The organism is Klebsiella sp. K5-306 (assembly GCF_051835185.1).
Taxonomy (GTDB): domain Bacteria; phylum Pseudomonadota; class Gammaproteobacteria; order Enterobacterales; family Enterobacteriaceae; genus Klebsiella; species Klebsiella oxytoca.
The window spans coordinates 593981-617573 of record NZ_JAIFJY010000001.1 but is presented as its reverse complement, the minus strand read 5'-3'; the positions used below and the strand labels follow the sequence as shown (position 1 = coordinate 617573).

General features: G+C 57.8%; 21 protein-coding genes. 13 read left to right on the top strand and 8 right to left on the bottom strand.

Translation table 11 applies throughout. The features are described from left to right. The first annotated feature begins 390 nt into the window (after nt 1-390). A complete protein-coding gene (locus K2184_RS02940) occupies nt 391-1203 on the top strand; it encodes a trypsin-like serine peptidase (RefSeq protein WP_004102503.1) in 813 nt (270 codons plus the stop codon). Between the two features lie 4 nt (nt 1204-1207). On the opposite strand, the gene K2184_RS02935 is transcribed toward K2184_RS02940, so the two are convergent. The 3 genes from K2184_RS02935 to mdtJ form a co-directional block, all read right to left on the bottom strand. After that, the gene (locus K2184_RS02935) at nt 1208-3364 is read right to left on the bottom strand and encodes a putative bifunctional diguanylate cyclase/phosphodiesterase (RefSeq protein WP_049101180.1); all 2157 of its coding nucleotides are present in this window, start codon (nt 3362-3364) and stop codon (nt 1208-1210) included. Nucleotides 3365-3470: 106 nt separating this feature from the next. Next, nucleotides 3471-3800, bottom strand: coding sequence for a multidrug/spermidine efflux SMR transporter subunit MdtI (mdtI, locus tag K2184_RS02930; protein WP_017145776.1), 330 nt, complete (start codon nt 3798-3800; stop codon nt 3471-3473). After that, on the bottom strand, nt 3787-4149 hold the full coding sequence (mdtJ, locus tag K2184_RS02925) for a multidrug/spermidine efflux SMR transporter subunit MdtJ (protein ID WP_004102515.1): 363 nt from the start codon (nt 4147-4149) through the stop codon (nt 3787-3789). The genes mdtI and mdtJ overlap by 14 nt, the downstream gene beginning before the upstream one ends. Before the next feature lie 30 nt (nt 4150-4179). On the opposite strand from mdtJ, the gene K2184_RS02920 reads away from it, so the two are divergent. The 10 genes from K2184_RS02920 to mdcH all read left to right on the top strand — a co-directional run bounded on the left by K2184_RS02920 (nt 4180) and on the right by mdcH (nt 13101). After that, entirely contained in the window at nt 4180-4503 is a 324-nt protein-coding gene (locus K2184_RS02920; protein WP_004102516.1) for a hypothetical protein, read from the top strand. 171 nt (nt 4504-4674) lie between these two features. Next, nucleotides 4675-5709, top strand: coding sequence for an AI-2E family transporter (locus tag K2184_RS02915; RefSeq protein ID WP_004102517.1), 1035 nt, complete (start codon nt 4675-4677; stop codon nt 5707-5709). Nucleotides 5710-6050: 341 nt separating this feature from the next. Beyond that, nucleotides 6051-7706, top strand: a complete 1656-nt coding sequence (gene mdcA, locus K2184_RS02910) for a malonate decarboxylase subunit alpha (protein WP_004102518.1) — start codon at nt 6051-6053, stop codon at nt 7704-7706. Then, nucleotides 7706-8548 (top strand): triphosphoribosyl-dephospho-CoA synthase, encoded by an 843-nt coding sequence (locus K2184_RS02905; RefSeq protein WP_016807961.1) that lies wholly within the window; start codon nt 7706-7708, stop codon nt 8546-8548. The genes mdcA and K2184_RS02905 overlap by 1 nt, the downstream gene beginning before the upstream one ends. Before the next feature lie 17 nt (nt 8549-8565). Beyond that, complete coding sequence (gene mdcC / locus K2184_RS02900; protein WP_017145773.1) at nt 8566-8865, top strand: malonate decarboxylase acyl carrier protein; 300 nt, start codon at nt 8566-8568, stop codon at nt 8863-8865. Continuing rightward, nucleotides 8858-9691 carry a biotin-independent malonate decarboxylase subunit beta gene (locus tag K2184_RS02895; protein WP_017145772.1) on the top strand — a complete coding sequence of 278 codons (834 nt, stop codon included), beginning with the start codon at nt 8858-8860 and terminating at the stop codon, nt 9689-9691. Before mdcC ends, K2184_RS02895 begins: the two co-directional genes overlap by 8 nt. Further along, nucleotides 9691-10491, top strand: a complete 801-nt coding sequence (gene mdcE / locus K2184_RS02890) for a biotin-independent malonate decarboxylase subunit gamma (protein ID WP_004102523.1) — start codon at nt 9691-9693, stop codon at nt 10489-10491. Before K2184_RS02895 ends, mdcE begins: the two co-directional genes overlap by 1 nt. A 128-nt stretch (nt 10492-10619) precedes the next feature. Next, nucleotides 10620-11579 (top strand): AEC family transporter, encoded by a 960-nt coding sequence (locus tag K2184_RS02885; protein WP_163525519.1) that lies wholly within the window; start codon nt 10620-10622, stop codon nt 11577-11579. Nucleotides 11580-11581: 2 nt separating this feature from the next. Next, nucleotides 11582-12202, top strand: coding sequence for a malonate decarboxylase holo-ACP synthase (locus K2184_RS02880; RefSeq protein WP_023321089.1), 621 nt, complete (start codon nt 11582-11584; stop codon nt 12200-12202). Beyond that, a complete protein-coding gene (gene mdcH, locus K2184_RS02875; RefSeq protein WP_016807962.1) occupies nt 12199-13101 on the top strand; it encodes a malonate decarboxylase subunit epsilon in 903 nt (300 codons plus the stop codon). Before K2184_RS02880 ends, mdcH begins: the two co-directional genes overlap by 4 nt. Here mdcH and K2184_RS02870 read toward each other — a convergent pair. The 3 genes from K2184_RS02870 to K2184_RS02860 form a co-directional block, all read right to left on the bottom strand. Continuing rightward, nucleotides 13091-14017: a LysR family transcriptional regulator gene (locus K2184_RS02870; protein ID WP_023321091.1), complete on the bottom strand. Its 927-nt coding sequence runs from the start codon at nt 14015-14017 to the stop codon at nt 13091-13093. The two genes, mdcH and K2184_RS02870, sit on opposite strands and share 11 nt — an antisense overlap. Nucleotides 14018-14230: 213 nt before the next feature. After that, on the bottom strand, nt 14231-15886 hold the full coding sequence (mqo, locus tag K2184_RS02865; RefSeq protein WP_016807963.1) for a malate dehydrogenase (quinone): 1656 nt from the start codon (nt 15884-15886) through the stop codon (nt 14231-14233). Nucleotides 15887-16184: 298 nt separating this feature from the next. After that, nucleotides 16185-17090, bottom strand: a complete 906-nt coding sequence (locus tag K2184_RS02860; protein WP_163525517.1) for an N-acetylmuramic acid 6-phosphate etherase — start codon at nt 17088-17090, stop codon at nt 16185-16187. A 377-nt stretch (nt 17091-17467) separates the two neighbouring features. Between K2184_RS02860 and K2184_RS02855 the strand changes: the two genes are divergently transcribed. Next, a complete protein-coding gene (locus K2184_RS02855; protein ID WP_016807964.1) occupies nt 17468-19087 on the top strand; it encodes a sensor histidine kinase in 1620 nt (539 codons plus the stop codon). Further along, nucleotides 19084-19803 carry a two-component system response regulator DcuR gene (dcuR, locus tag K2184_RS02850; RefSeq protein WP_016807965.1) on the top strand — a complete coding sequence of 240 codons (720 nt, stop codon included), beginning with the start codon at nt 19084-19086 and terminating at the stop codon, nt 19801-19803. The genes K2184_RS02855 and dcuR overlap by 4 nt, the downstream gene beginning before the upstream one ends. On the opposite strand, the gene K2184_RS02845 is transcribed toward dcuR, so the two are convergent. After that, nucleotides 19784-20734 (bottom strand): FAD:protein FMN transferase, encoded by a 951-nt coding sequence (locus tag K2184_RS02845; protein ID WP_004102540.1) that lies wholly within the window; start codon nt 20732-20734, stop codon nt 19784-19786. The genes dcuR and K2184_RS02845 overlap by 20 nt on opposite strands. A 65-nt stretch (nt 20735-20799) precedes the next feature. Next, nucleotides 20800-23577: a flavocytochrome c gene (locus tag K2184_RS02840; RefSeq protein WP_368082935.1), complete on the bottom strand. Its 2778-nt coding sequence runs from the start codon at nt 23575-23577 to the stop codon at nt 20800-20802. Nucleotides 23578-23593 lie beyond the last annotated feature (16 nt).

Sequence of the window (23593 nt, the reverse complement as noted above, 5' to 3'; positions counted from 1 at the left end):
TACGGTGAGAAAATGTTTCGCTTTGAAAGTAAGTAAGAAACAGGTAAAGAAGTGCGTTTTTCCTGTGAAGAAATTGCATATTTTACCCAATAGCGGCTTTTTTTTTCTGAATGGACTTAAGAATAAGCTGAAGCGGAAATCAGGTTATGTTCCCTCATCTGATGTACGTTCGGATACACGATTTATGTTGCTTCCGCCGCCCTTTTCTGCGGAAATAGCGCCGCGGCCAAACAGCGTTAACATCTTGAAATAACACCATTGATCCGTCATGAAGGCGCGTTTTTGGCTGGATTAGCCCGCCGTCTGGCTTAATTAAAATTGTTCTTAACTTTCATAAACTTAAATCTGCTGCTACTTTCAATAGACATAATTATCTCCCCAGAGAGTGATATGCGTAGAGACGTACTGTTATTACTGTGTTCGATCTGTCTTTTCCCTGCGCTGGTGCAGGCCGATGATGATGGCATGAGTGCGAAAGATATTAAGACGCTGTTTTTTGGTCATGACGACCGTAAACCCGTCAGCAATCCCACAGACGATCCCTGGGATGCTATCGGGCAGCTGGAAACCGCCAGCGGTAATCTCTGTACCGCCACGCTGATTTCCCCCAATCTGGCGCTCACCGCCGGGCACTGTCTGCTTACGCCACCTAAAGGTAAGCCAGACAAACCCGTCGCTCTGCGTTTTATCTCGCGTAAAGGCGGCTGGGTGTACGAAATTCACGGTATCGAAGGTCGGGTAGATCCTTCACTGGGCAAACGGCTTAAGGCAGACGGCGATGGCTGGATAGTTCCCAGCGCCGCGGCGCCGTGGGATTTTGGCCTTATCGTGCTGCGCTACGCCCCTTCCGGCATTACGCCGGTGCCGATTTTTAGCGGCAGCAAAGCCGATCTGACCGCCGCGCTAAAAACCGCCGAACGAAAAGTGACTCAGTCTGGCTATCCGGAAGATCATCTGGATAATCTCTACACCCATCAGGATTGCGTGGTCACCGGCTGGGCGCAGGCATCGGTGCTCTCCCATCAGTGCGATACGCTGCCGGGCGATAGCGGCTCGCCGCTGCTGCTGAAAACTGATGATGGCTGGCAGGTGATTGCGGTTCAAAGCTCGGCGCCTGGACCAAAAGATCGCTGGCGAGCGGATAACCGCGCCATCTCGGTGACCGGTTTTCGCGATAAGCTGGAAGCCCTGGCCGCCCAGTAAGCGGTCAGCCCTGCTGCTGGCGCAGTTGCAGTAACGACGTGACGGGCATCGGTTCGCTAAAATAGTAGCCCTGCAATCTGTCGCATCCCGCCCGCCGCAGCAGCGCCAGCTGTTTTTGATTCTCTACGCCTTCCGCCACCACCGTGATGTCCAGCGCCCCGGCAATTCTCACGGTACCGCGCACCAGCTCTGCGGCCTGGGTATCAACATCCACCAATCCGGCCAGCGATTTATCGATCTTGAGGCTGTCGAAGCTGAAGCTGCGTAAGTAGCCGATGCTGGAGTAGCCGGTACCAAAATCGTCGAGCGCTACCGCGATACCCAGCGATTTTAAATTTTTAATCGCCGTTCTCGCGCGGTCGGGATTCTCCAGAACATAGCTCTCGGTAACCTCAAGCTGAAGGCGACGGGCCGGAAAATGGCAGCGTCCCAGCACCTGGACCACCCGCGACTCGAACTCCGGATCGCGGAACTGCGCCGGGGAGATATTTACCGACAGAAGCAGATCGCCTAACGGCTGCAGATCGCTGCAGGCGCGATGCAGGACAAATTGACCGAGGGCGTATATCAGGCCGCTGCTTTCGGCGATACCGATAAACGCATCCGGCGGCAGCGCCCCCTGCGGGCGTCGCGGCCAGCGCAGCAGCGCTTCTACCCCTTCCATCACCAGCGTATCAGCGTTGACGATCGGCTGATACCAGACATCGAACTCTTCGTTCTCCAGTCCCTGACGAATGCCATTCTCGATATTGAGCTGATACTGCCGCGCGTCGCTGAGCGCGTCGTCATACCAGGTGGTACGCCCTTTGCCAGTCTTTTTAGAGTGGTACATAGCAATATCGGCGCGACGAAAAAGCTCCGTGCTGGAGCAGCTTGCCGGCACGCCGCTGGCAATACCGATACTGGCGCTGATATAGATTTTGCGTCCGCTCAGGATAATCGGTGCGTTTAACAGTTCCAGCACCGCGCGGGCAAAGGCCGAAGCCTGATTGGCCGCCTCTGCGCCGCTTATCGTCATTGCGAACTCGTCGCCCCCCATCCGCGCCAGCATCCCTTCCGGGGGAACCCGCTCCCGCAGCGCCTTCGCTATATGCAGGATCAGCGCATCGCCGACGTCGTGACCGTAGTTATCATTAACGTCCTTAAAGCCGTCGAGATCGATAAACACCACGCTTTGCGTCTGATAGCGCGAATTTTCACAAACCTGATTAAGCCGTTCGATCAGCGCCCGCCGGTTAGGCAGGCGGCTCAGCCAGTCGGTCATGGCGGTATGACGCGCCACGCTTTCGCCACGCGCCAGTTTGTACAGCCCGAGGCAGCTGAACAGGATAAACAGCAGGATCAGCCCTGCCGCCACCGCTGCAATCAGCCGAATGCTGTTCGATGCCGCCCGCGACGCTTCGGCGCCGGGCAGGCCGGGCTGCCAGCTCAGGTAGCCCACGGTTTCCCCGGCCTGGGTACGTAGCGGAATGCTATATTCGCCGCCGGTCTGGGTGACATGCAGATTGCGAATCTGGAACGTATCGCCAAGACGTTCAAGCATTTGCGGGTTGATATGGCGGGTAATCACCAGATAGCGGCGGGTATCATCAAACACCTGCAGGCGTCCGACCGTCGGACGGATCAGGCCGATGCCGATAAAAGCAATACCGGCGCGGGTGCGGGTAATGCCTGCCCAGGCGCTTTTACCGCTGCGCAGCGCGGCGGCATGCTGCGAAATAAGCGCGTGGAAGCCGCTGCCGAGAAACTGCGTATCCTGCCCGGAGAAGGGCTGGCTGCGAAACGATCCCCACAGTACGTGGTAGTGCTGATCGAGTACGAAAGTACCGTCATAGAGATTGTTAATCTTGAAACCAGAACCCCAGGAATTATAGAGCCACTGCGGATCGAGCCTTCCGGCATAGGTCTGACTCACGGCATCATCCCAGACGGAATTATCCAGAACCAGCGACAGCACGCGGTTAACCGACGTCTGCACCGCGCCATTAACCGATAAAACGGAGCGATGCTTATCAATTTCGTTCGCTTTCTGGCCAATCAGATGCTGGGAGAGATAGAGCAGAAAAACCACCGACACGATGAGGCCGATCCCGGCGAAAAAGATCATGATGGAAAGCGTTCTGGCGGAGGGAATATTGCGCCAACCTGGCAAGTGAATCATGTTCTGCCCTCATCACGGCCGGTGGCTAAATTGCCCGAACAGGCTCATTTTTTAAGCGTAATACAGAGAGCAGATTTTGCCGCCCGCATTCGCAGGCGGCATCATATCAGGCGAGTTTAATTAACACCATGCCGGCCACCAGCAGGATCACCCCGATCCAGCCTTTATGGTTCAAACGCTGGCCAAACAGCACCCAGCCGGCGGCAATGGTCGCCGCGATACCGAAACCGCCCCACAGCGCATAGGCTACCGACAGGTCAATCCCCTTGACCGCCTGCGAGAGCGCGCTAAAGGCGCCAAGCACCGCAGCCAGCGACATCACGCCATAGAATTTACGGCGAAAGCCGTCGGAAAACTTAAGAAAAACGTTGGCGATAATTTCCAGCGCAATCGCCAGCGCCAGCCAGGCGGCGTGGATCCACTCAAACTGTTGCATGCGCTTTCTCCTTGCCTGGTTTTACCGCTTTCTGCGTCCCGGATTTGATCAAGACAATCCCGGCGACCAGGGTGACCAGCCCGGCGATTTTTATCATCGACAGCGTCTCATCAAACAACAGAACGCTAAAAATGGTGATCAGTAAAATCCCAATCCCTTCCCACAGGGCGTAGGCTACGCCGAGGGCGATTTTTTTCACCGCGAACGCGAGAAAAATATAGGAAAGCGCGATCATAACCAGCATTAAAATAAAACCAGTATGCCCGCCGCTTACGCTTGCCCATTTCATCGACAAAGTGCCGGTAATTTCAGCAACGATAGCTAAAGCTAATAAAATCCAATAAAACATGATTCCTTCTCCTGCTTGAGAATATAATCCATGACGGCTTACTGCGAAGTAAACCGGAAAAATTCTGACGTTAATTTAGCCGTGCGCAGCGCGCCAGCTCAGGCAGAGAGAAGAAAACTAAAGCGCCGAGCGCCAGTGCTGCTCGCCGAGGAAGCGGGAGTTGAAGAGGGATACTGCAGGGTGATAAGAAATATACATCCTGAACTGATTGTCCATAAAATTACAATTATCCGCGGTATTGCTTCTCATCATTTGCGGATGAAAATTGTCCTCTGTAGTTATACACACGCAGATTTGTACCATAACGCCACATTTAACTCAAAGTCTTTGCAGTTCTTTACCTCGGATATTTGATTTGGATTAGCTTTTTACTGGGGTGTTCGCCATTATGATAGCGTTTCGTCAATTATTTATTCATGGGTCGCGCTTTTCATTTTAACCAACGCGACGCGTTGAGACGCTGTCTTTGCCAGCGTCTACAATAAACGCATATTAGACCCCATTTTTTCTCTCGCAGGGAGCGGTATGGCCAAACCCATCATTACGCTTAACGGCTTAAAAATTGTCATCATGCTTGGCATGATGGTGATCATCCTGACTGGTATTCGCTTCGCGGCGGATATTATCGTTCCTTTTATTCTGGCGATCTTTCTGGCGGTAGTGATTAACCCGCTGGTTCAGCTCATGGTGCGCTGTCGGGTGCCGCGGGTACTGGCTATTTCGCTGCTGGTCGGCGTCATTGTCCTGCTGGCCGTGGTGCTACTGGCCTCGCTGGGCACCTCGCTTAACGAACTGGCGCGCACGCTGCCGCAGTACCGCAATTATCTTTATGAACCGATGCAGACTATCGCGCCCTGGCTGCAGCGCTTCGGCTTTACCGTCTCGGTGGTAGAGCTTAATAAGTACATTGACCCTAACGCGGTGATGACGCTGGTGACCAGTCTGCTTACCCAGCTTTCAAACGCCATGTCCTCTATCTTCCTGCTGCTGCTGACGGTGGTATTTATGCTGCTGGAGGTCCCGCAGCTTCCGGCAAAGCTGCAGCAGCTGATGTCGCGGCCGGTGGAAGGCATGGGCGCGATTCAACGGGCGCTGGATAGCGTCTCCCACTACCTTGTATTAAAAACCGCCATCAGCCTGGTGACCGGACTGGTAGTCTGGGGAATGCTGGTGCTGCTGGACGTTCGCTTTGCCTTTATGTGGGGGCTGCTGGCTTTTGCTCTCAACTATATTCCGAATATTGGCTCGGTCCTCGCGGCGATCCCGCCGATTTTACAGGTGCTGGTCTTCGGCGGTCTGTACGAAGCGCTGGTGGTCCTGGCGGGCTATCTGGTGATTAACCTGGTGTTCGGCAACATCCTTGAACCGCGCATTATGGGCCGCGGGCTGGGGTTATCGACGCTGGTGGTCTTCCTGTCGTTGATTTTCTGGGGCTGGCTGCTGGGTCCGGTAGGGATGCTGCTTTCGGTACCGCTGACGATCATTGTCAAAATCGCCCTCGAACAGACGGTGGCCGGGCAGAGTATTGCCTTTCTGCTGAGTGATTTGAGTAAAAACTAACGACATTGCACGCGCTTTTCCCGGAGGCGATGCTGCGCATCTGTCCGGGCTACCGGCCTACAAGCGGCTGTGAACCCGTAGCCCGGCTAAACGCAGTGCGAGCCGGGGAGAAGCTGCGCCACCGGAAAATTCCCCCACTCTTCACTTTTATCTCTACGTCGCCTCCTCGTAGACCAATCATTCACTATCATTATTGATCGCCATCACATCTCTGCCCCACCAATCATTACTCTTACGCTAACGATTCTCCATCGGCCTTAATTGATGCCCGCCACGTCGCGACGCACACTTATTCCCACACCAGGACAATCAAAACGATTCGTCGAATCAGGAGGTTAATAATGAGTGCCGAACAAACGACGGGACGCGTCTGGAACCGTCGCCGTACGGAAAAACAGCGGCGACTGGCCGAGGCCAGAGTCTCAGGCAAAGTGATCCCCACCGACCAGCTGGTTGCGGCCCTTGAGCAGCTGCTGGCCCCCGGCGACCGCGTGGTGCTGGAAGGTAACAACCAGAAACAGGCTGATTTCCTCTCGCGGATGCTGGCGGAAGTTAACCCGCAAAAAATTCACGACCTGCATATGATTATGCCGAGCGTCGGGCGCAGCGAGCACCTGGACCTCTTCGAAAAAGGTATCGCCCGCAAGCTCGATTTCTCCTTCTCCGGTACCCAGAGCCTGCGTATTTCGCAGCTGCTGGAAGATGGCCTGCTGGAAATCGGCGCTATCCACACCTATATCGAGCTTTATTCCCGTCTTTATGTAGACCTGTCGCCGAACGTCGCGCTGATCGCCGGTTATAAAGCCGACCGCAAGGGCAACCTGTACACCGGGCCGAGCACCGAAGACACTCCGGCGCTGGTAGAAGCCGCCGCGTTTCATGACGGCATCGTTATTGCCCAGGTTAACGAACTGGTGGATGACGAATGCGATCTGCCGCGCGTGGATATCCCCGGTTCGTGGATTGACTACGTAGTCGTCGCGGATAAACCGTTCTTTATCGAGCCGCTGTTTACCCGCGATCCGCGCCTGATTAAACAGGAACATATCCTGATGGCGATGATGGCGATTAAAGGCATCTACGCCGAGCATCAGGTGCAATCCCTGAACCACGGGATCGGCTTTAACACCGCCGCCATCGAACTGCTGCTACCAACCTACGGCGAACAGCTCGGTCTGAAGGGTAAGATCTGTAAACACTGGACGCTGAATCCGCACCCGACGCTGATTCCGGCGATTGAAAGCGGCTGGGTAGAGAGCGTCCACTGCTTCGGCGGCGAGCTGGGGATGGAAGAGTACATTCGCGCGCGTCCGGATATCTTCTTTACCGGCGCCGACGGCTCCATGCGCTCCAACCGCGCCTTCTGCCAGCTTGCGGGACAGTATGCGGTAGATATGTTTATCGGTTCGACCCTTCAGGTTGACGGCTACGCTAACTCCTCCACGGTGACCCGCGGCCGCCTCTCCGGCTTCGGCGGCGCGCCGAATATGGGCCATGATCCGCACGGTCGCCGCCACGCCACGCCGGCATGGCTCAACATGATTACCGAACCGGACCCGATGCAGCGCGGTAAAAAGCTGGTGGTACAGATGGTGGAAACGTTCCAGGCGGGCGTGAAACCGACCTTCGTGGAAAAACTTGACGCCGTTGAAGTCGCCAAAACCTCCGGGATGCCGCTGGCGCCGGTAATGATTTACGGCGATGACGTTACCCATGTACTGACCGAAGAAGGCATCGCCTATCTCTATCGGGCGGAAAGCCTTGAAGAGCGCCGGGCTATGGTAGCCGCCGTGGCCGGGATCACCGATATCGGTCTCGGCGTTGATGCCAAACGCGTGGCCGCACTGCGCCAAAGCGGCAAAGTCGTGTATCCGGAGGATATCGGTATCCGCCGCAGCGATGCCACCCGCTCCCTGCTTGCCGCCGGTAGCGTGGCCGATCTGGTTGAGTGGTCCGACGGTCTGTACAACCCACCGGCAAAATTCCGGAGCTGGTAATGAAAAAACTCTCTCCCCAGTTTGCTGAAACCCGGGCCCGCTGGCTGGCCCATACCGCCAGCGCCTGCCTCGTTGACGAGGCGCGACTCAGCCCTAAACCGGGCCTGGTCGATAGCCGCGGCAACGGCGCGCATCAGGATCTGAGCCTGGCGCTGATGGAGCGTTCAGCCCGCAGCCTGCAGCCAACGTTTCATGCGCTGGCCCAGCAGAGCTGGCTGCGGCCGGCGGACGTTGCCCTGCGTGAAACCGTTGGCCGGCTGGGCCGCGAAGGCGAAGCGCAGATGATGCAGGCGACTGCCGGGGTCAATACCCATCGCGGCGCTATCTGGGCGCTGGGCCTGCTGGTCAGCGCGACGGCGATGCTGGGAGGAGAGGGTCATGCACAGAGGATTGCGGAAACCGCCGCCGCCCTCGCCCGTCTGCCGGATGCCTGCGCGCCGAAAACTTTCAGTAAAGGCCTGCGCGCCAGCCGCCGCTGGCAGGTTCCGGGCGCGCGGGAAGAAGCGCAGCGCGCTTTTCCGCACGTCACTACCCTTGCCCTGCCGCAGCTATTGCGCAGCCGGGCCGAGGGAGCCAGTGAAGAGCAGGCCCGGCTTGATGCGCTGATGGCGATTATGACTTCGCTTAGCGATACCTGCGTGCTCTCCCGCGCCGGAATGGCGGGCCTTGAAGCGATGCGGCAAGGCGCTGGCGAGGTGCTGGCAGCGGGAGGATGTGCGACAGCCAGGGGACGCGCCGCGCTGGCGCGTCTTGATGCGCAGATGCTGGCGCAGAACGCCTCGCCGGGTGGCGCGGCGGATCTTCTTGCCGCCACCCTGTTTCTCGACCGGGTTTCCGCTTAACGCATTCAGAGGATGTTATGGAACAGATTAAATTGTCATTCCCTGCCAACCGCGCCTTCAGCGGCAAAGCGCTGGCAGGCGTTGTAGGCTCCGGCGATATGGAAGTGCTCTATACCGCCGGACAGAGCGATACGCTTAACGTAGAAATCACCACCTCCGTGGACAACAGCCAGGCGCGCTGGAACGCGCTATTCGAACGGCTGAGCCTGATTAACGGCCTGCCCGGCGGACAGCTGATCATCCACGACTTCGGCGCCACGCCCGGCGTCGCGCGGATCCGTATTGAACAGGTTTTTGAGGAGGTGGCTCATGCGTAACGATCGCAGCTTTATTGAACTCCGCGCTCGTGAACGCGCCCGCACCCTGCTGGATGACGGCAGCTATCGCGAACTGCTGGATCCTTTCGACGGCATCATGTCGCCGTGGCTCGGCGCGCAGGGCATCGTCCCGCAATCCGACGACGGTATGGTTGTTGCAAAAGGGACCATCAATGGCCAGCCGGCGGTGGTGATTGCCATTGAAGGTACCTTCCAGGGCGGCAGCATGGGTGAGGTCTCCGGCGCGAAAATGGCCGCCGCCCTTGAGCTGGCGGCGGAAGATAACCGCAACGGTATTCCCACTCAGGCCGTGCTGTGTCTGGAAACCGGCGGCGTGCGCCTGCAGGAAGCCAACCTGGGCCTTGCTGCCATCGCCGATATTCATGCCGCAATAGTCGACCTGCGCCGCTATACCCCGGTGGTCGGCATCGTTGCCGGCACCGTCGGCTGCTTCGGCGGAATGTCCATCGCCGCGGCGCTGTGTAGCTACCTGATTGTCACCCGTGAAGCGCGTCTGGGCCTCAACGGGCCGCAGGTTATCGAGCAGGAAGCGGGGATTGAAGAGTATGACTCCCGCGACCGTCCGTTTATCTGGAGCATGACCGGCGGCGAAATTCGCTACGCCAGCGGCCTGGTCGATGCCCTGGTAGGCGATGGTATCAACGCGGTGAAAAGCGCGATGAACGAGGCGATCGCCAAAGGCGTGCCCGCGCAGCATCGCAGCGACACATATGAAGATTTCCTGACCCGTTTGACCCGATTCGATACCCGCCAGCAGGCGGACACCGCGCAGATCAAACAGCTATTCGCCCGGGAGGTGAAATAATGAGCCAGTTCACTAATCGCGCCGCGCTGTGGCTAAATCAGCTGGCGCCGAATGCCCCGCTAATGACCGGTCTGTGCCCATCGGTGCAGGTTGCCGACGCCGATTTTAACGGTGAAAGCGCCCGTTTTATCGCCGTGGTACCGGATGCTAATAACCATTACCCACGCGCCGCTCAGGGTGAAGTTGGCCTGCTCGAAGGCTGGACGCTGGCAAAAGTGGTCAACGAAACCCTCGACGCCGATGCCGATAAAACGGTGAAGCGCCCGATTATCGCGGTTATCGATGTCCCCAGCCAGGCCTATGGCCGTCGCGAAGAAGCATTTGGTATTCATCAGGCGCTGGCTGGCGCCGCAGGCGCATACGCGAAGGCGCGTCTTGCCGGGCATCCGGTGATTGGCCTGATCGTCGGCAAAGCGATGTCCGGGGCGTTTCTCGCCCACGGCTACCAGGCTAATCGACTGATCGCGTTTAACGACGCCGGGGTACTGGTGCATGCGATGGGTAAAGAGTCGGCCGCGCGGATCACCCTGCGTACCGTTGAAGCGCTGGAGAAACTGGCGGCAACCATTCCGCCTATGGCCTATGACGTCAGCAACTACGCGACGCTCGGCCTGCTCTCCGCTCTGCTGGATATCAGTAATCCTGACGCACCGGACGCCCGCGATCTGACTCTGGTCACCGATACCCTGCGCGACGCCATCGCTGACGCCCGCCGGGATGCCTCACTGAAGTGCCGCCTTGGCGCGGAGAACCGCCGTAGTTCCCAACTAGTACGCGATCGCATGCGCGCCAGCTGGTAGTCAGTCCCTAAGTAGAAGAAAACCTGCCGGAAGCGGCCACCCGGGGCGCCATCGAGCGCTCCGGGAAGGAACCGCTTTTAGAAATTATAACAATCGCGCCAGTACTCTTTTTCATTTACAGGTGATATATGACTTATGTGATTATTCATGCCCTCGTGCCGATTTTTGTCATCATGCTGCTGGGCTTCTGGGCCGGCAAGGCCAAAATGGTCGATAACAAAAACGTCTCTTTACTCAATATTTTCGTGATGGATTTTGCCCTCCCCGCGACGCTGTTTAGCGCCACGGTGCAAACCCCATGGAACGGTATCGTCGCGCAATCGCCGCTGGTACTGGTACTGACCGGGGCCATGTGGATTACCTATGCGGCCATCTACTTCCTCGCTACCCGCGTATTCAAGCGCTCGCCGCAGGATGCCGCCGTGTTGACCCTGACCGTAGCGCTGCCTAACTACGCCGCCCTTGGTCTGCCGATTCTGGGCAGCGTGCTCGGCGAAGGCGCATCAACATCCCTCTCCGTCGCCGTTTCCATCGCTTGCGGCTCGGTACTGATGACGCCGTTCTGTCTGCTGATTCTGGAGCGTGAAAAAGCGCTTGCCGCCGGCGAGAACAGCGGTTCGACGCTGGCGATGCTGCCGGTACTGATGTGGCGTTCAGTGAAAAAACCGATAGTCTGGGGGCCTCTGCTGGGGGTTGTCCTTTCGGCGATCGGTCTCAAAATGCCGGATCTGCTGCTGGCCTCTATTAAACCGCTGGGCCTGGCGGCGACCGCCGCGGCGCTGTTCCTGACCGGTGTCATTCTGTCGGCGCGTAAGCTGCAGCTCAATGCGCTGATTGCCACTTCCACTCTCGTCAAACTGCTGGTTCAACCGTTTATCGCCTGGGGTCTGGTGATGCTGCTGGGGCTGCACGGTTCTATCGCCATTACCGCCATTCTGATGATTGCGCTGGCGGCCGGTTTCTTCGGCGTGGTCTTCGGCAACCGCTTTGGCGTACAGTCGCCGGATGCGGAAGCGGTGCTGCTGTTAAGCTCGGTTCTGTGTATCCTGTCGCTGCCGCTGTTTATCACTTTAACTTCAGGGATCTAACGATGCTATCAACGCCGCGTCCTCACGATTTAGTCTGGTTGAATAGTGCCGCCGCGCTGGAGGCGATCGAGGAACATTGGGTCGCTCAGCACTGGCGCACCAGCCTGCCGGTGGTGGTACGACGCGACGTTGACATCAGCGCCCGCATTCCGGTGGGCGTGCGGGGCATGAAGCGCGAACAGCGCGCTGCGGGGTGGGTACGGAGGGAGAATATCGTCCGAACCATTACCCCGGAAACGCTCGCCGATCGCCTGCTGCTTCTGCGTTCGCCGTTTGTCTCTCAGCCGCCGGTACAGGCGGCGATATCACTGACCTTGCACGACTGGCCGTGGCGCTGGGGCATTACCGGCAGTACCGGCTATGCGCTGGCCACCGAAATTCCCGTGCTTCACGCCGCCAGCGATCTCGATCTGCTGATCCGCGCGCCGCAGCCGCTCGACCGCGAAGCGCTGCTCGCCTGGCAGTCCCGCGTCGCCCGTCTGCCCTGCCGGGCGGATACCCAGGTCGAAACGCCTGCAGGGGCATTCGCGTTAAACGAGTGGCTGCGAGATGGCCGCGCCCTGCTGAAAACGTCCCGCGGCGCGCGCCTGACCGCTACGCCATGGAACAGGGAGGAAGCATGAAAATTCTCTTTACCTTTCCCGGTCAGGGAAACCAGCGGCCGGATATGCTCGCCGCCCTTCCCGACCGCCAGAACATCCTTGCCGAGGCGCGTACCGTGCTCGGCGATGAAGTAGACCATTTAGATACCGCCGCTGCGTTAAAACATACCCGTGCAGTGCAGCTGTGCTTGCTGATCGCAGGCGCAGCCTGGGCGCGGGAGCTACAGCGTCAAGGTGTGAAGCCGGACATAGTCAGCGGCCTGTCGATAGGGGCTTTCCCGGCGGCGGTCATTGCCGGCGCGCTGGATTTCACCGACGCCCTGCGGCTGGTGGCGCTGCGCGGCGATTTAATGGAGCAGGCTTATCCCCACGGCTACGGGCTTACCGCGATTATGGGCCTGACGCTCAACCGCGTGGAAAAGCTGATTGCCGATAGCGACCTCTATATTGCCAACCTTAACGCTGAAACGCAGATTGTCATTGCCGGACGCGACGACGAGATGGCCCGCGTGGCTCAGCTGGCGCTGGCGGCTGGCGCCAGTAAAGCTCAGCGGCTGGCGGTTAGCGTCCCTTCCCACTGCGCGCTGCTGAATGAACCGGCGGCTAAGCTGGCAAAAGCCTTCGCTGACGTCACGCTGCAACGACCGTGCTGTGCGTATCTGAGCGGCTCCACGGCGCGCGTTTTATGGGACCCATTAAAAATCGCCGACGATCTGGCGCTGAATATGGCGCGAACCGTGCGCTGGCAGGAAGCGATGATCGCCGCTGATGAACGGGACGCGCGGCTGGCAATCGAGATGCCGCCCGGCGGGGTGCTAACCTGCCTCACCCGCCAGGCGGGCTGGCGGGGAGAGAGCATTTCGCTGGAGCGCAGCGGTATCGACGTCGCCCGTCACCTGGCAAACCGGCTTAATGGCTAAGGCTACGGGCGTACATCCGCCCTTCCGCCGCCAGCGCCAGCAGGTCGGCGTCGCGCTCGCGCTGGTGTGAGTAGACAATGGAGATCAGCTGGCGCATCTGATAGGGCTCCGCCAGCTTCAACAGCTGAACGTCATTTTCATACACCTTTTTCATTCGTCCCGGCAGTAGCGCAAAGCCCACGCCCGCCTGCACCAGGCTAATCATCGAAAAAATATCGTTAACCCGGGTGACGATTTCAGGTTGAAATCCCGCCACCTGAAAAGCGTCCTGAAATCCGGCATAGGTGGCAAACCCTTCCGCCAGAGAAACGAATTTACGCCGCGCATAGTCGCGCAGCTCGGCGGGCGTTGAGGTGTCCAGTTGTTCCGTCGCCGGGGCGGCAAGAAAGATATCATCCTCAAACAGCGGGACCACATCAAAAGCTGAATTGTTGAATTCACCTTCGTTGGTGGCGATCAGGATCGCATCGAGCGCGTCATCTTCCAGCATATCCAGCAGCATCTGATTGGAACCCATGGTGAGATCCAGTTCCAGTTCCGGCCGCCGCAGCTTCATGCCCATAATAATGCGCGGTACAGTTTCAAGGGTCAGAGAGTAAAGCGTGCCGATTCGCAGCCGCCCTTGTCCGACACCCGCTACTTTACGCGTAGCTTCCAGTCCGCGGGTCATCAGGCTGATCACGTCCTGGCAGTACTCCAGCAGCGTCCACGCCGCCGGGAGGGGCAGCAGGTTGCGCCCTTTGTGAATAAACAGCGGGCAGCCAACGCCCTCTTCCAGCGTATGCAGCGCCCGGTGGACGCTAACGCCGCTCAGCTGCATTGATTCTGCGGTTCGGGCAATATTGCCCTTTGCCATAAACATCATAAATACCGACAGCTTGCGGAAGGTGATGTCCTGATTAATATCGTCTTTCATTGCCCCGGGCTCCGCTTTTCGGTCTTCATTCGCATTTTCTTTTGTGATTTCAAGACAGTATAACCGCAATTCACAATTGAAGGATTAGCCGGAAGGGGGATATCGCCGGGGGAAGAGATTTTAGCAATTTAGCGTTTTCGCCGGGGCAGCGAAGAGAGGCCAGTAGGCCCGGTGAGGCGTCAGCCGCCACCGGGCAATGTCAACGACGTGGGCTTACAGCGCCATATCGTGCTGCGGCGATGTTTCCGCCTTCGGCTCTGCCGGTTTGGCGGTCATTACCGGAGCGGAGACGTTCATTTCAATCACCGGCGGTTTGGTGAGCTGTAGCGCCGCTGCGGTATCATCCCACACCTGCTGGGTCAGCGCGACGTTGCCGTTCAGCTTCTGGCCATAGCTCGGTACGATATCGCGAATGCGGCTCTGCCATTCCGGGGAATTAAACTGCGCCGGGAACATCTGCTTGATCACGTTCAGGGCAATCGGCGCGGCGGTGGAAGCCCCCGGCGAAGCGCCCAGCAGCGCGGAGATGGTTTTCTGTTCATCCACCACCACTTCGGTACCCAACTTCAGTACGCCGCCCTTCTCGGCATCTTTTTTGATGATCTGCACGCGCTGGCCAGCCTGAATCAGCTTCCAGTCCTCTCTGCGCGCGCCAGGATAGTACTCTTTCAGCGCGGCAAAGCGGTCATCGTCGCTGAGCATCACCTGGCTGATGAGGTATTTCACCAGGTCAAAGTTATCCAGACCGACATGAGTCATCGGCAGCACGTTACTGGTAGTCGTGGTGCTCAGCAGGTCGAGGAAGGAACCGTTTTTCAGGAACTTAGTTGAGAAGGTCGCAAACGGCCCAAACAGCACCACGCGCTTGCCGTCGAGGAAGCGGGCATCCAGGTGCGGCACCGACATCGGCGGCGCGCCAACCGAAGCCTGACCGTAAACTTTTTGACGATGCTCGTTGGTTACCGCCGGGTTTTCGGTCATCAGGAAGGAGCCGCCCACCGGGAAACCGGCGTAGTTATCCGCCTCCGGAATACCGGTTTTTTGCAGTAATTTCAGAGCACCGCCGCCGGCGCCGATAAATACGTATTTCGCATCGATCGCCCGCTCTTCGCCGCTATTTACGTTTTTGATTGTCACGTGCCAGGAATTATCAGCATTGCGTTTAAAGGCGGTCACTTCAGAAGACGTTTGCAGGGTGAAGTTGTTATTTTTCTTCAGACTACCGATCAGCTGGCGGGTTATTTCCCCATAGTTTACGTCGGTACCCACCGGTGTCCAGGTCGCCGCCACGCGCTGCTGCGGATCGCGACCTTCCATGACCAGCGGCGCCCACTGTTTTATTTGTTGGTGATCGGTGGAGAATTTCATCCCCTGGAATAAGGTCGTTTGCTGCAGCGCGGCATAGCGCTTTTGCAGATAATCCACGTTATCGCCCCAGACAAAACTCATATGCGGGGTGGAGTTAATAAAGGAGTGCGGATCGTGCAAAATGCCGCGCTTGACCTGCGCCGTCCAGAACTGGCGGGAGATCATAAATTGTTCGTTAATATCCAGCGCTTTGCTGACGTCAATGGTGCCATCCGGGCGTTCCGGCGTATAGTTCAGCTCCATATTCGCGGAGTGCCCGGTACCGGCATTGTTCCAGCCGTTAGAGGACTCCAGGGCGACGCCATCCAGCTTCTCAACCATGACCTGATTCCAGTCCGGCTGTAACTCATGCAGCCAGGTTCCCAGCGACGCGCTCATGATGCCGCCGCCAATCAGCAGGAAATCGGTTTTTTTCGAGGTATCGTCATTTGCAAAGGTCGCCGAGCTGACGAACATCGCTAATGCGGTCATAGATATAATCGTATTTTTAATTGCAGGCATAATAGAAATATCACATAGCACAAGTGTAATAAGAGCCTGCATATTAACGCACTTTTACTTTATTTTAAAATGTCATTTACACATTCGCACGCATAGCTAATTATTGTTAACCTGGTTTTTTAACTTAAAAAAGTAAAATATTGCCCAAAGCAATAAATATGCATCGGTGGTTTATTTGCAACCCGAAAAATTAAATCAGAGTAAACGGATGGTTAGTGAGGAATGATATTGCCGTACCGGAGGAATGATATTGCCTTCATCGGCGCGTATTGCGGAAATACGCGCCGCCAGGTTAAGTTCAGGCCACCGGCTGCGCTGCCCGTAGCGCAATCCGCAGACTGTCGTTATGCTCTGCCAGCAGCTCGCGCGCCTGCCAGGCATCCAGCCCGCTGAGAAGCATCAAGATTGCCGTCCGGCAGTGCTGATTGCAGCTGGCCAGCGCGGCTTTGGCCTCACTGCGCGAGCACGCCGTCGCCGCCATTACGATGGCAATCTGCCGCTCGGCCCAGCGCGGCGTGCTGGCCTGCAGATCGACGCGCAGGTTTTCATACACTCGCCCGCTACGAATAGCCAGCCCGGTGGTCAGCATATTGAGGATCTGTCGCTGCGCAATTTGCGCCTTCGGATTGCCAAAGCCAGCCACCGCTTCCGGCCCGGTTTGCGGGGCGATAATAATATCCGCCAGCTGGGCGGCTTCGCTATTGGCCTGCTGCGTCAGAACCGCAATTGGCGCGCCCAGCGACCAGGCATGACGCATCGCCCCCCAGACCCACGGCGTCTTGCCGCTTACCGTCAGCGCCAGCAGCATATCCTGGTTGCTGAACTGTAACGCCTGTAGTTCAAAGGCGCCAAGATCGTAATCATTCGCCGCGGTTTCCATCTCCTGCAGCGCAGCGGCAGGGCCGCCGGCGATAAGTCCGACCAGCGAATGTTTCCCCTCCGGCGTAAACTCACTTACCGTCTGCACGGCGGCACGACCTGACGCCCCGGCACCGATAATCACCAGTCGCCCTCCCCGACTCAGCGTCGCCGTGGCGTTATCAATCAGGCGCGCGATCTCCGGCAAACATGCTTCGACCGCTTGGGCAATCTGCCGATCGTCCTTATTCAGCAGCGTCAGCATATCGAGGGTGGCAAGACTCTCTATATGGGTAGTTTCAGGGTGGCGTCGTTCCATCATTGAAGCGGTTGGCTTACTGCTCATAAAAACCTCCGTTTAGAACCGAAAGAACCTTCGGGGGCGAAAGCGCTGGCCTGCGGCAAACCCTTTCATTGACCATGGCTATTAATTGCAGTGTAAAGCTTTCATGACGCGCTTTACCGCCACGGGAGTCACAGTTTTGCCCCCCTGAAGCCATTCAGCCATCGACTGGTCGTTATTCAGACAATGGTCCGTTGAGCGCAATGATTCTTAACCAGGAAAATATCCGGCACGCTTCGCCCGCAGGAAACATCCGGAATAAACCCCACCGCGATCTTCAACGCTGGCGTATCAGAGTTATTTGGCTTTTATTACACGGCTTTATGAAAGCCACGCATTCAGCGATAATACGCATCTAACCGTTTTATCCTGGGGTCGGTATGAATGAATTAGCGCAGCAGGCAGCGCCCGCGCGTAAACGCCCGATGAGTATGAAGCTGAGCACCGCCGTGACCTTAATGATTGGCAGCGTCATCGGTTCCGTATTGATTCTGGTCTACGCCCTGTGGTTTATGCAGATAAGCGGCGCAACCCGCGATGGCGTCAAGGATACGGCGCTGGCGGTGGCGCGGACGCTGGCCGACTCCCCGGAAGTTAAGCGGGGTCTGACGCTGCCGCCTGAACGCGGAATCATTCAGCCGCTGGCTCTGGCCGTCAGCAAACGCAATGGCCTGCTGTTTGCCGTCGTGACCGATATGGACGGGATTCGCTACTCGCATCCTGATGGCCAGATTATCGGCAAACCCTTTATCGGCGATGACATCCTGCCTACGCTGAAGGGCAAAGAGAATGTAGCCGTCAATCACGGCGTGCTGGCCCCCGCGCTGCGGGTATTCACCCCGGTCTTTGACGATAGCCGCCGGCAAATCGGCGTGGTGGCGATTGGTATTTCGCTGAGCAAAGTCGATACGCAGATCGCCGACAGCCGCTGGGATGTGCTCCTCACCGTGCTGTTCAGCGCGCTGGTTTGCGCCGTCGGTACCTGGAGCCTGGTTCGCGGCCTGAAGCGCGTTCTGCTGGGCCTCGAGCCGCAGGAGATCTCAACGCAGTTCCAGCAACGCCAGGCGATGCTGCATTCATTAAAAGAGGGGGTGGTGGCGGTAGATGCCGACGGCAAGGTGACGCTGATTAACCCCGCCGCGCGCGACGTTCTGTTTAGCGGCCCTGGACGCGATATCGCGCAAACGCCGCTGCTGGCTGATTTGCAGGAAGTTTTACATACCGGCGAGCCGATCTACGATCGGGAGCTCGGCTGTAATGGTCTGCTGCTGATCAGTAATACGGTGCCGGTCCGCAGTCAGGATGAGGTGGTCGGCGCGATTAGTACCTTCCGCGACAAGACCGAAGTCAGCCAGCTGCTGCAGCGGCTTGACGGGATGGTGAACTATGTCGACGCCCTGCGCACCACCTCACATGAGTTTATGAACAAGCTGCACGTAATTCTCGGCCTGTTGAATATGAAAAGCTACGATAAGCTGGAAGAGTACGTGCTGCAGACCGCCCACACCTATCAGGCGGATATCGGCGAAATTCAGCATCGGATCAAATCGCCAGTGGTGGCCGGCTTTTTGATCGGCAAAATACAGCGCGCCAAGGAGCGAGGTTTTACCCTCACCCTTGCCGAAGAGAGCCTGGTGCCGGACTGCCCGAATGAAAAACAGGTCACCGTGCTGGTCACGGTGCTGGGCAACTTAATCGAGAACGCGCTGGATGCTATGAGCGGCCAGGCCGAAGGCGAAGTCGGCCTGCTGCTGCATTATCAGAACGGCTGGCTGAGCGGCGAAGTCAGCGATGATGGCCCCGGCATCCCGGCAGACTTTATCGAGGATATTTTTAATAAAGGCTTCTCCACCAAAGGCGAAAATCGCGGCGTCGGGCTGTTTCTCGCCAGCCAGCAACTTCGTGAACTGGGCGGGTCGCTGGCCGTGGAATCCGAGCCCGGTGTGTTTACCCAATTTTTTGTTCACCTCCCCTGGGACAGTAAAAGGAAAAGTGCGTGATAAATGTATTAATTGTTGACGATGATGCCATGGTTGCTGAACTGAACCGCCTGTACGTGGGACGAGTCAGCGGCTTCCGCTGTAGCGGCACCGCGTCTACGTTGAGTAAAGCCAGGGAGATGATTAACGACAAGGATCTGGAGATTGACCTGGTGCTGTTGGATGTCTATATGCAGCAGGATAGCGGCCTGGATCTGCTGCCCGCTATCCGCGCCTCGGGACGGGCCATCGACGTGATTATGATCACCTCAGCCGCTGACGCCGCGACGGTTCAGGCTTCTATGCGCTACGGCGTGGTGGACTATCTGATCAAACCCTTCCAGTTTCCGCGTTTTGAAGAGGCCCTGACCGCCTGGCGCGAAAAACGTAAGCTGATGACCGGTCAACCCTATTACGAACAAGCGGACGTTGACCGGCTGCTGCACGGCAATGTGCCGGATGCCGCGGATGCCCGTAAATTGCCGAAAGGCTTAACCCCCCAGACGCTGCGCACCCTCTGTCAGTGGATTGATGCCCACCCGGACGTGGAGTTTTCCACCGACGAACTGGCGGCGGCGGTGAACATATCTCGGGTCTCGTGCCGTAAATACCTGATTTGGCTGGCGCAAATTAACATTCTCTATACCAGCATTCATTATGGCGCCACCGGACGTCCGGTGTATCGCTATCACCTGATAGCCGAGCAATACAATCTGCTTAAGCAGTACAGTCACTAAGCCGGTAGCCGTCATCCAGCAGCTGAAAGCGGAACCGGCGCTGTGAAGAGAGGATAACGTCGCGGTTTTTGGTAACGAAAATCGCTTCGATATCCTCACGCTGGCGCAGGGCCGCGCAGCCTTTCTCCACGCCAAGGCCATAAATCAGGGTCGTCCAGATATCGCCGTCCAGCGAGTCGGCGGAAATAATGGTTACGCTTTCCAGCTCATTATCCAGCGGATAACCGCTGCGCGGATCGAGTATATGGTGCCAGCGTTTGCCATCCTGCTCGAAATAGCGTTCGTAAATGCCCGAGGTCACCACCGACTGCCCCGCCACCGCAATGCTGCCGATCAGCGCATCCGCCGCTGAGTACGGCTTTTTCAGCCCGATAGACCACTCACCGAGCGTGTGGACGTTGCCGCCGAGATTAATCAGCGCGGCGTTTATGCCTTGCTGCTGCAAATAGTCGCGCACCCGATCGGCGATATAGCCTTTGGCAATGGCCCCAAGATCGATCTCCATCCCCGTCCGCGCAAGGTAGACGCTGCTGGCGGCATCATCGAGGATCACATCCTGCGGACGCGTTAGCGCCAGTCGGGCGGCAATATCGGGTGCCGCGGGCACGCTGCGGCCCTGAAAGCCGATGCGCCACAGCTTCACCAGCGGGCCAATCGCCAGATTAAACGCGCTGTCGCGCACCATGCTGGCGGCTTTGGCGCATTTGATCAGCGCGTAGACCGGACGGCTTACCGTCACCGGATGCCGCCCGGCGGCCTGGTTGATATCCATCACCTGGGAGTGCGCGCGGTTAACGGTGAAAAGATCTTCGTAGCCCTTAATCAGCTGAAAAACGCGTGAAGCGAGCGGTTCATCGTGAACATAGAGCTTGAGGAGAATGGGCGAACCCATCAGCACGGCGGAGTAGCTGTAGACGCGGTTGTCGGACATATCATACTCCTGAGAGATAAGAAGCCGGGCCGTCTATTTGCCAGCCCGGCAGGTGTCGCTGACGCTTAACCTCTGGCGCGTTTCGCCGCCTGATGGCCCGCGAGGGTACCGAAGATAATGATATCGGCCACTGCGTTACCGCCGATGCGGTTACCGCCGTGGATGCCGCCAACCACTTCACCTGCGGCAAAAGCGCCCGCAATCGGCTGTTGACCGGCGTTCAATACCGCGGTTTCCGTATTGATGGTCACGCCCCCCATCGTGTGGTGAACCCCCGGGGCGATGCGAATCGCATGGTACGGGCCTTCATTAATCGGCGCGCGCAGCGCGGTAGTGCGGCCAAAATCATCGTCATGCTGTTTTTCAACAAAGCCATTATAGCGTTCCAGCGTATTGAGGAAGGCATGGTAATCCATCCCCAGTTTCTCCGCCAGCTGGCGCGGCGAGCTGGCGCTGGTGACGAAACCTTTAGCAATGTACTCGTCGGCGGCTTTGTTTTTCGCCCGGACGTGCTCGTCAAAGATGATATAAGCGAAGTGCTCCGGCAGCGCGATAATCGCGGCGGAAACCTTATCGCGGGTCTCCATTTCATTGAAGAAGCGGTTGCCCTGCTGGTTCACCAGAATAGCCCCGCCGCCGCGGATCGACTCGGAAATCAGATACGAGGTTTGCTGCTCGACGGTCGGGTGAATCTGGATTTCGCCCATATCCACCGTCCCGGCCCCGATGCGTTCAAGCAGCGCGATACCGCCGCCGGTCGCCCCTCTATGGTTGGTGGTCACGAAGCCGGCCAGATCCGGGCGGTATTTCACCACCATCGCGCTGTTGGCGCTGAAGCCGCCGGTAGCCACGACAATGCTCTTCGTCTGTACCACAACGGTTTCTTTTTCATCGTTAAGCAGGCGTACGCCGCTCACCTCATCGTCGGTCATCAGGATCTCTTCAACCGACGTATCCAGCAGGACATCGATCCCGCGTTTAGTGATATTACGCACCAGGCCGCTGATCAGGTAGCCGCCGACCGCCGACCCGTCGCGCGGACGGTGGGTGCGGTCGATGCTCATCCCGCCGGTAGTGGTGATATCGTTAAGCATAATGCCGCGACGCGCCAGCCACTCAATGGCTTCCGGCGCATTTTCCACGAAGCGGCGCAGCAGCTGCGGGTCGTTTTTGTTCTTACCGCCTTTCAGCGTTTCCTGGTAAAACAGCTCTTTGCTATCTTCAATACCTTTCACGCGCTGGAAGCGGGTCTCTGCGGCGTTCATCCCGGCTGAAGCTTTAATCGTGTTGCCGCCAATGGTCGGCATTTTTTCAACGATCAGCACGCTCGCGCCTTCATCGTGCGCCTGAATCGCCGCCGCCAGCCCGGCTCCGCCGCTGCCGACCACCACCACATCGTAGCTTTTCGGCGCCGCTTCGCCCGCGCCCTCTTCGGCGGCCAGCGCTTTACTGGACTTCAGCATCGCTTTGGACACCGCTTTTTTCACCGCTTCGCTCTGGCTGGTTGCGCCGGAAATCGCATCCACGTGCGGAGTATTAGCGCTGAGAATACGTTCGCGGATCTCTTCAAAGCTGGTGGTGAACTCGACGGTCTGCACCGGGCTTGCCGCCAGCTCGATATCGGCGATGCGGTCGTTTTCAAGGCTGACGTTGATAACCAGCTCGTTGGCGTCGTCCTGAACGGTTTCGACGAACATCCCCGGTTTGAATTTGGCGTCGCCCATGCTCATATCGCGGATCATTGCCTCCACCAGCGAGAAGCGCCACAGCGGTTCCGGGATGTTCAGAGCTTCACGCTGGGTGCTGTCAATAAACAATTCCAGCTCTTCGCCGGCGGCAATGCGCGCCGCCCAGTCAGGGTAAGCAATGCAGGCACGCCCCACCGCCATCAGATCATAGCCATGATCCAGCCCCTGCTCCGCATCGGCTGCGTTAACGACCCCGCCCACGCCCATCACCGGCACCTGAGCCAGGGTTTCAGAGCGCATGGCGCAATATTTTTCAATTAGCGGCGTGGGATCGGTAGTATCGACAATCGACGGGCGCAGCGTTGCGCCAACGGAGAAGTGGAGATAATCCACGCCGCGGGCGGCCAGCTTTTCCAGCAGATACAGGGTGTCATCAAAACGGATGCCCGGGACTTCCATCTCTTCCGGGGAGAAACGATAGCCGATGATAAAGGCATCGTCGGCGTACTGGCGGGCCATTTTATGAGTGATATCCAGCACTGCCAGCGGGAATTTCGCTCGATTGTCGCGGCTGCCGCCCCACTCGTCGTCGCGCTGGTTAGAGTTTGGCGAATAAAATTGCTGGATCAGATAGGTATTCGCGCCGTGAATTTCTACGCCGTCGAACCCGGCCAGAATGGCGCGGCGCACGCCGTCGCCAAACTTCGCGATCATGCCTTCAACTTCATCACCGCTCAGCGCGCGCGGCGTCGCAGCGCCATCGCGCGGCGCGGCAATGGCGCTGGGCGCGACCGGCTGGCGTCCACCGATAAGCTGCGGATCGACCATCCGGCCGCCGTGGTAAATCTGCAGAATCGCTTTTGAGCCTTCCGCTTTGATAGCGGCGGCGATTTTCGCCAGTCCGGATATTTTTTCATCGTTATCGATGCCGATAGCGCCCGGGAACGCCAGGCCGTAATCATCGATAAAGCAGCATTCAACAATGATGGTGCCGATACTGCCGGCGCGAGCGCGATAGTACTCCACCAGTTCGCTGGTTACGGTTCCGTCAAAATAACCGGTACAGGTTGTCATCGGCGCCATTAACAGGCGGTTTTTAAGCTCGGTACCGTTCGGTAAAGTAAAAGGACGCAAAATTCGTGGATAACTGGTCATAATGACGCTCCAGATT

Coding starts and splice junctions, on each gene's coding strand:
- K2184_RS02915 (WP_004102517.1), top strand. CDS start 4,675: ATGGCCAAACCCATCATTACGCTTAACGGCTTAAAAATTGTCATCATG.
- K2184_RS02885 (WP_163525519.1), top strand. CDS start 10,620: ATGACTTATGTGATTATTCATGCCCTCGTGCCGATTTTTGTCATCATG.
- mdcE (WP_004102523.1), top strand. CDS start 9,691: ATGAGCCAGTTCACTAATCGCGCCGCGCTGTGGCTAAATCAGCTGGCG.
- mdtJ (WP_004102515.1), bottom strand. CDS start 4,149: ATGTTTTATTGGATTTTATTAGCTTTAGCTATCGTTGCTGAAATTACC.
- mdcA (WP_004102518.1), top strand. CDS start 6,051: ATGAGTGCCGAACAAACGACGGGACGCGTCTGGAACCGTCGCCGTACG.
- K2184_RS02860 (WP_163525517.1), bottom strand. CDS start 17,090: ATGAGCAGTAAGCCAACCGCTTCAATGATGGAACGACGCCACCCTGAA.
- K2184_RS02940 (WP_004102503.1), top strand. CDS start 391: ATGCGTAGAGACGTACTGTTATTACTGTGTTCGATCTGTCTTTTCCCT.
- K2184_RS02870 (WP_023321091.1), bottom strand. CDS start 14,017: ATGAAAGACGATATTAATCAGGACATCACCTTCCGCAAGCTGTCGGTA.
- K2184_RS02845 (WP_004102540.1), bottom strand. CDS start 20,734: ATGTCCGACAACCGCGTCTACAGCTACTCCGCCGTGCTGATGGGTTCG.
- mdtI (WP_017145776.1), bottom strand. CDS start 3,800: ATGCAACAGTTTGAGTGGATCCACGCCGCCTGGCTGGCGCTGGCGATT.
- K2184_RS02895 (WP_017145772.1), top strand. CDS start 8,858: ATGCGTAACGATCGCAGCTTTATTGAACTCCGCGCTCGTGAACGCGCC.
- mdcH (WP_016807962.1), top strand. CDS start 12,199: ATGAAAATTCTCTTTACCTTTCCCGGTCAGGGAAACCAGCGGCCGGAT.
- mqo (WP_016807963.1), bottom strand. CDS start 15,886: ATGCCTGCAATTAAAAATACGATTATATCTATGACCGCATTAGCGATG.
- K2184_RS02920 (WP_004102516.1), top strand. CDS start 4,180: ATGACGGCTTACTGCGAAGTAAACCGGAAAAATTCTGACGTTAATTTA.
- mdcC (WP_017145773.1), top strand. CDS start 8,566: ATGGAACAGATTAAATTGTCATTCCCTGCCAACCGCGCCTTCAGCGGC.
- K2184_RS02855 (WP_016807964.1), top strand. CDS start 17,468: ATGAATGAATTAGCGCAGCAGGCAGCGCCCGCGCGTAAACGCCCGATG.
- K2184_RS02905 (WP_016807961.1), top strand. CDS start 7,706: ATGAAAAAACTCTCTCCCCAGTTTGCTGAAACCCGGGCCCGCTGGCTG.
- K2184_RS02935 (WP_049101180.1), bottom strand. CDS start 3,364: ATGATTCACTTGCCAGGTTGGCGCAATATTCCCTCCGCCAGAACGCTT.
- K2184_RS02880 (WP_023321089.1), top strand. CDS start 11,582: ATGCTATCAACGCCGCGTCCTCACGATTTAGTCTGGTTGAATAGTGCC.
- K2184_RS02840 (WP_368082935.1), bottom strand. CDS start 23,577: ATGACCAGTTATCCACGAATTTTGCGTCCTTTTACTTTACCGAACGGT.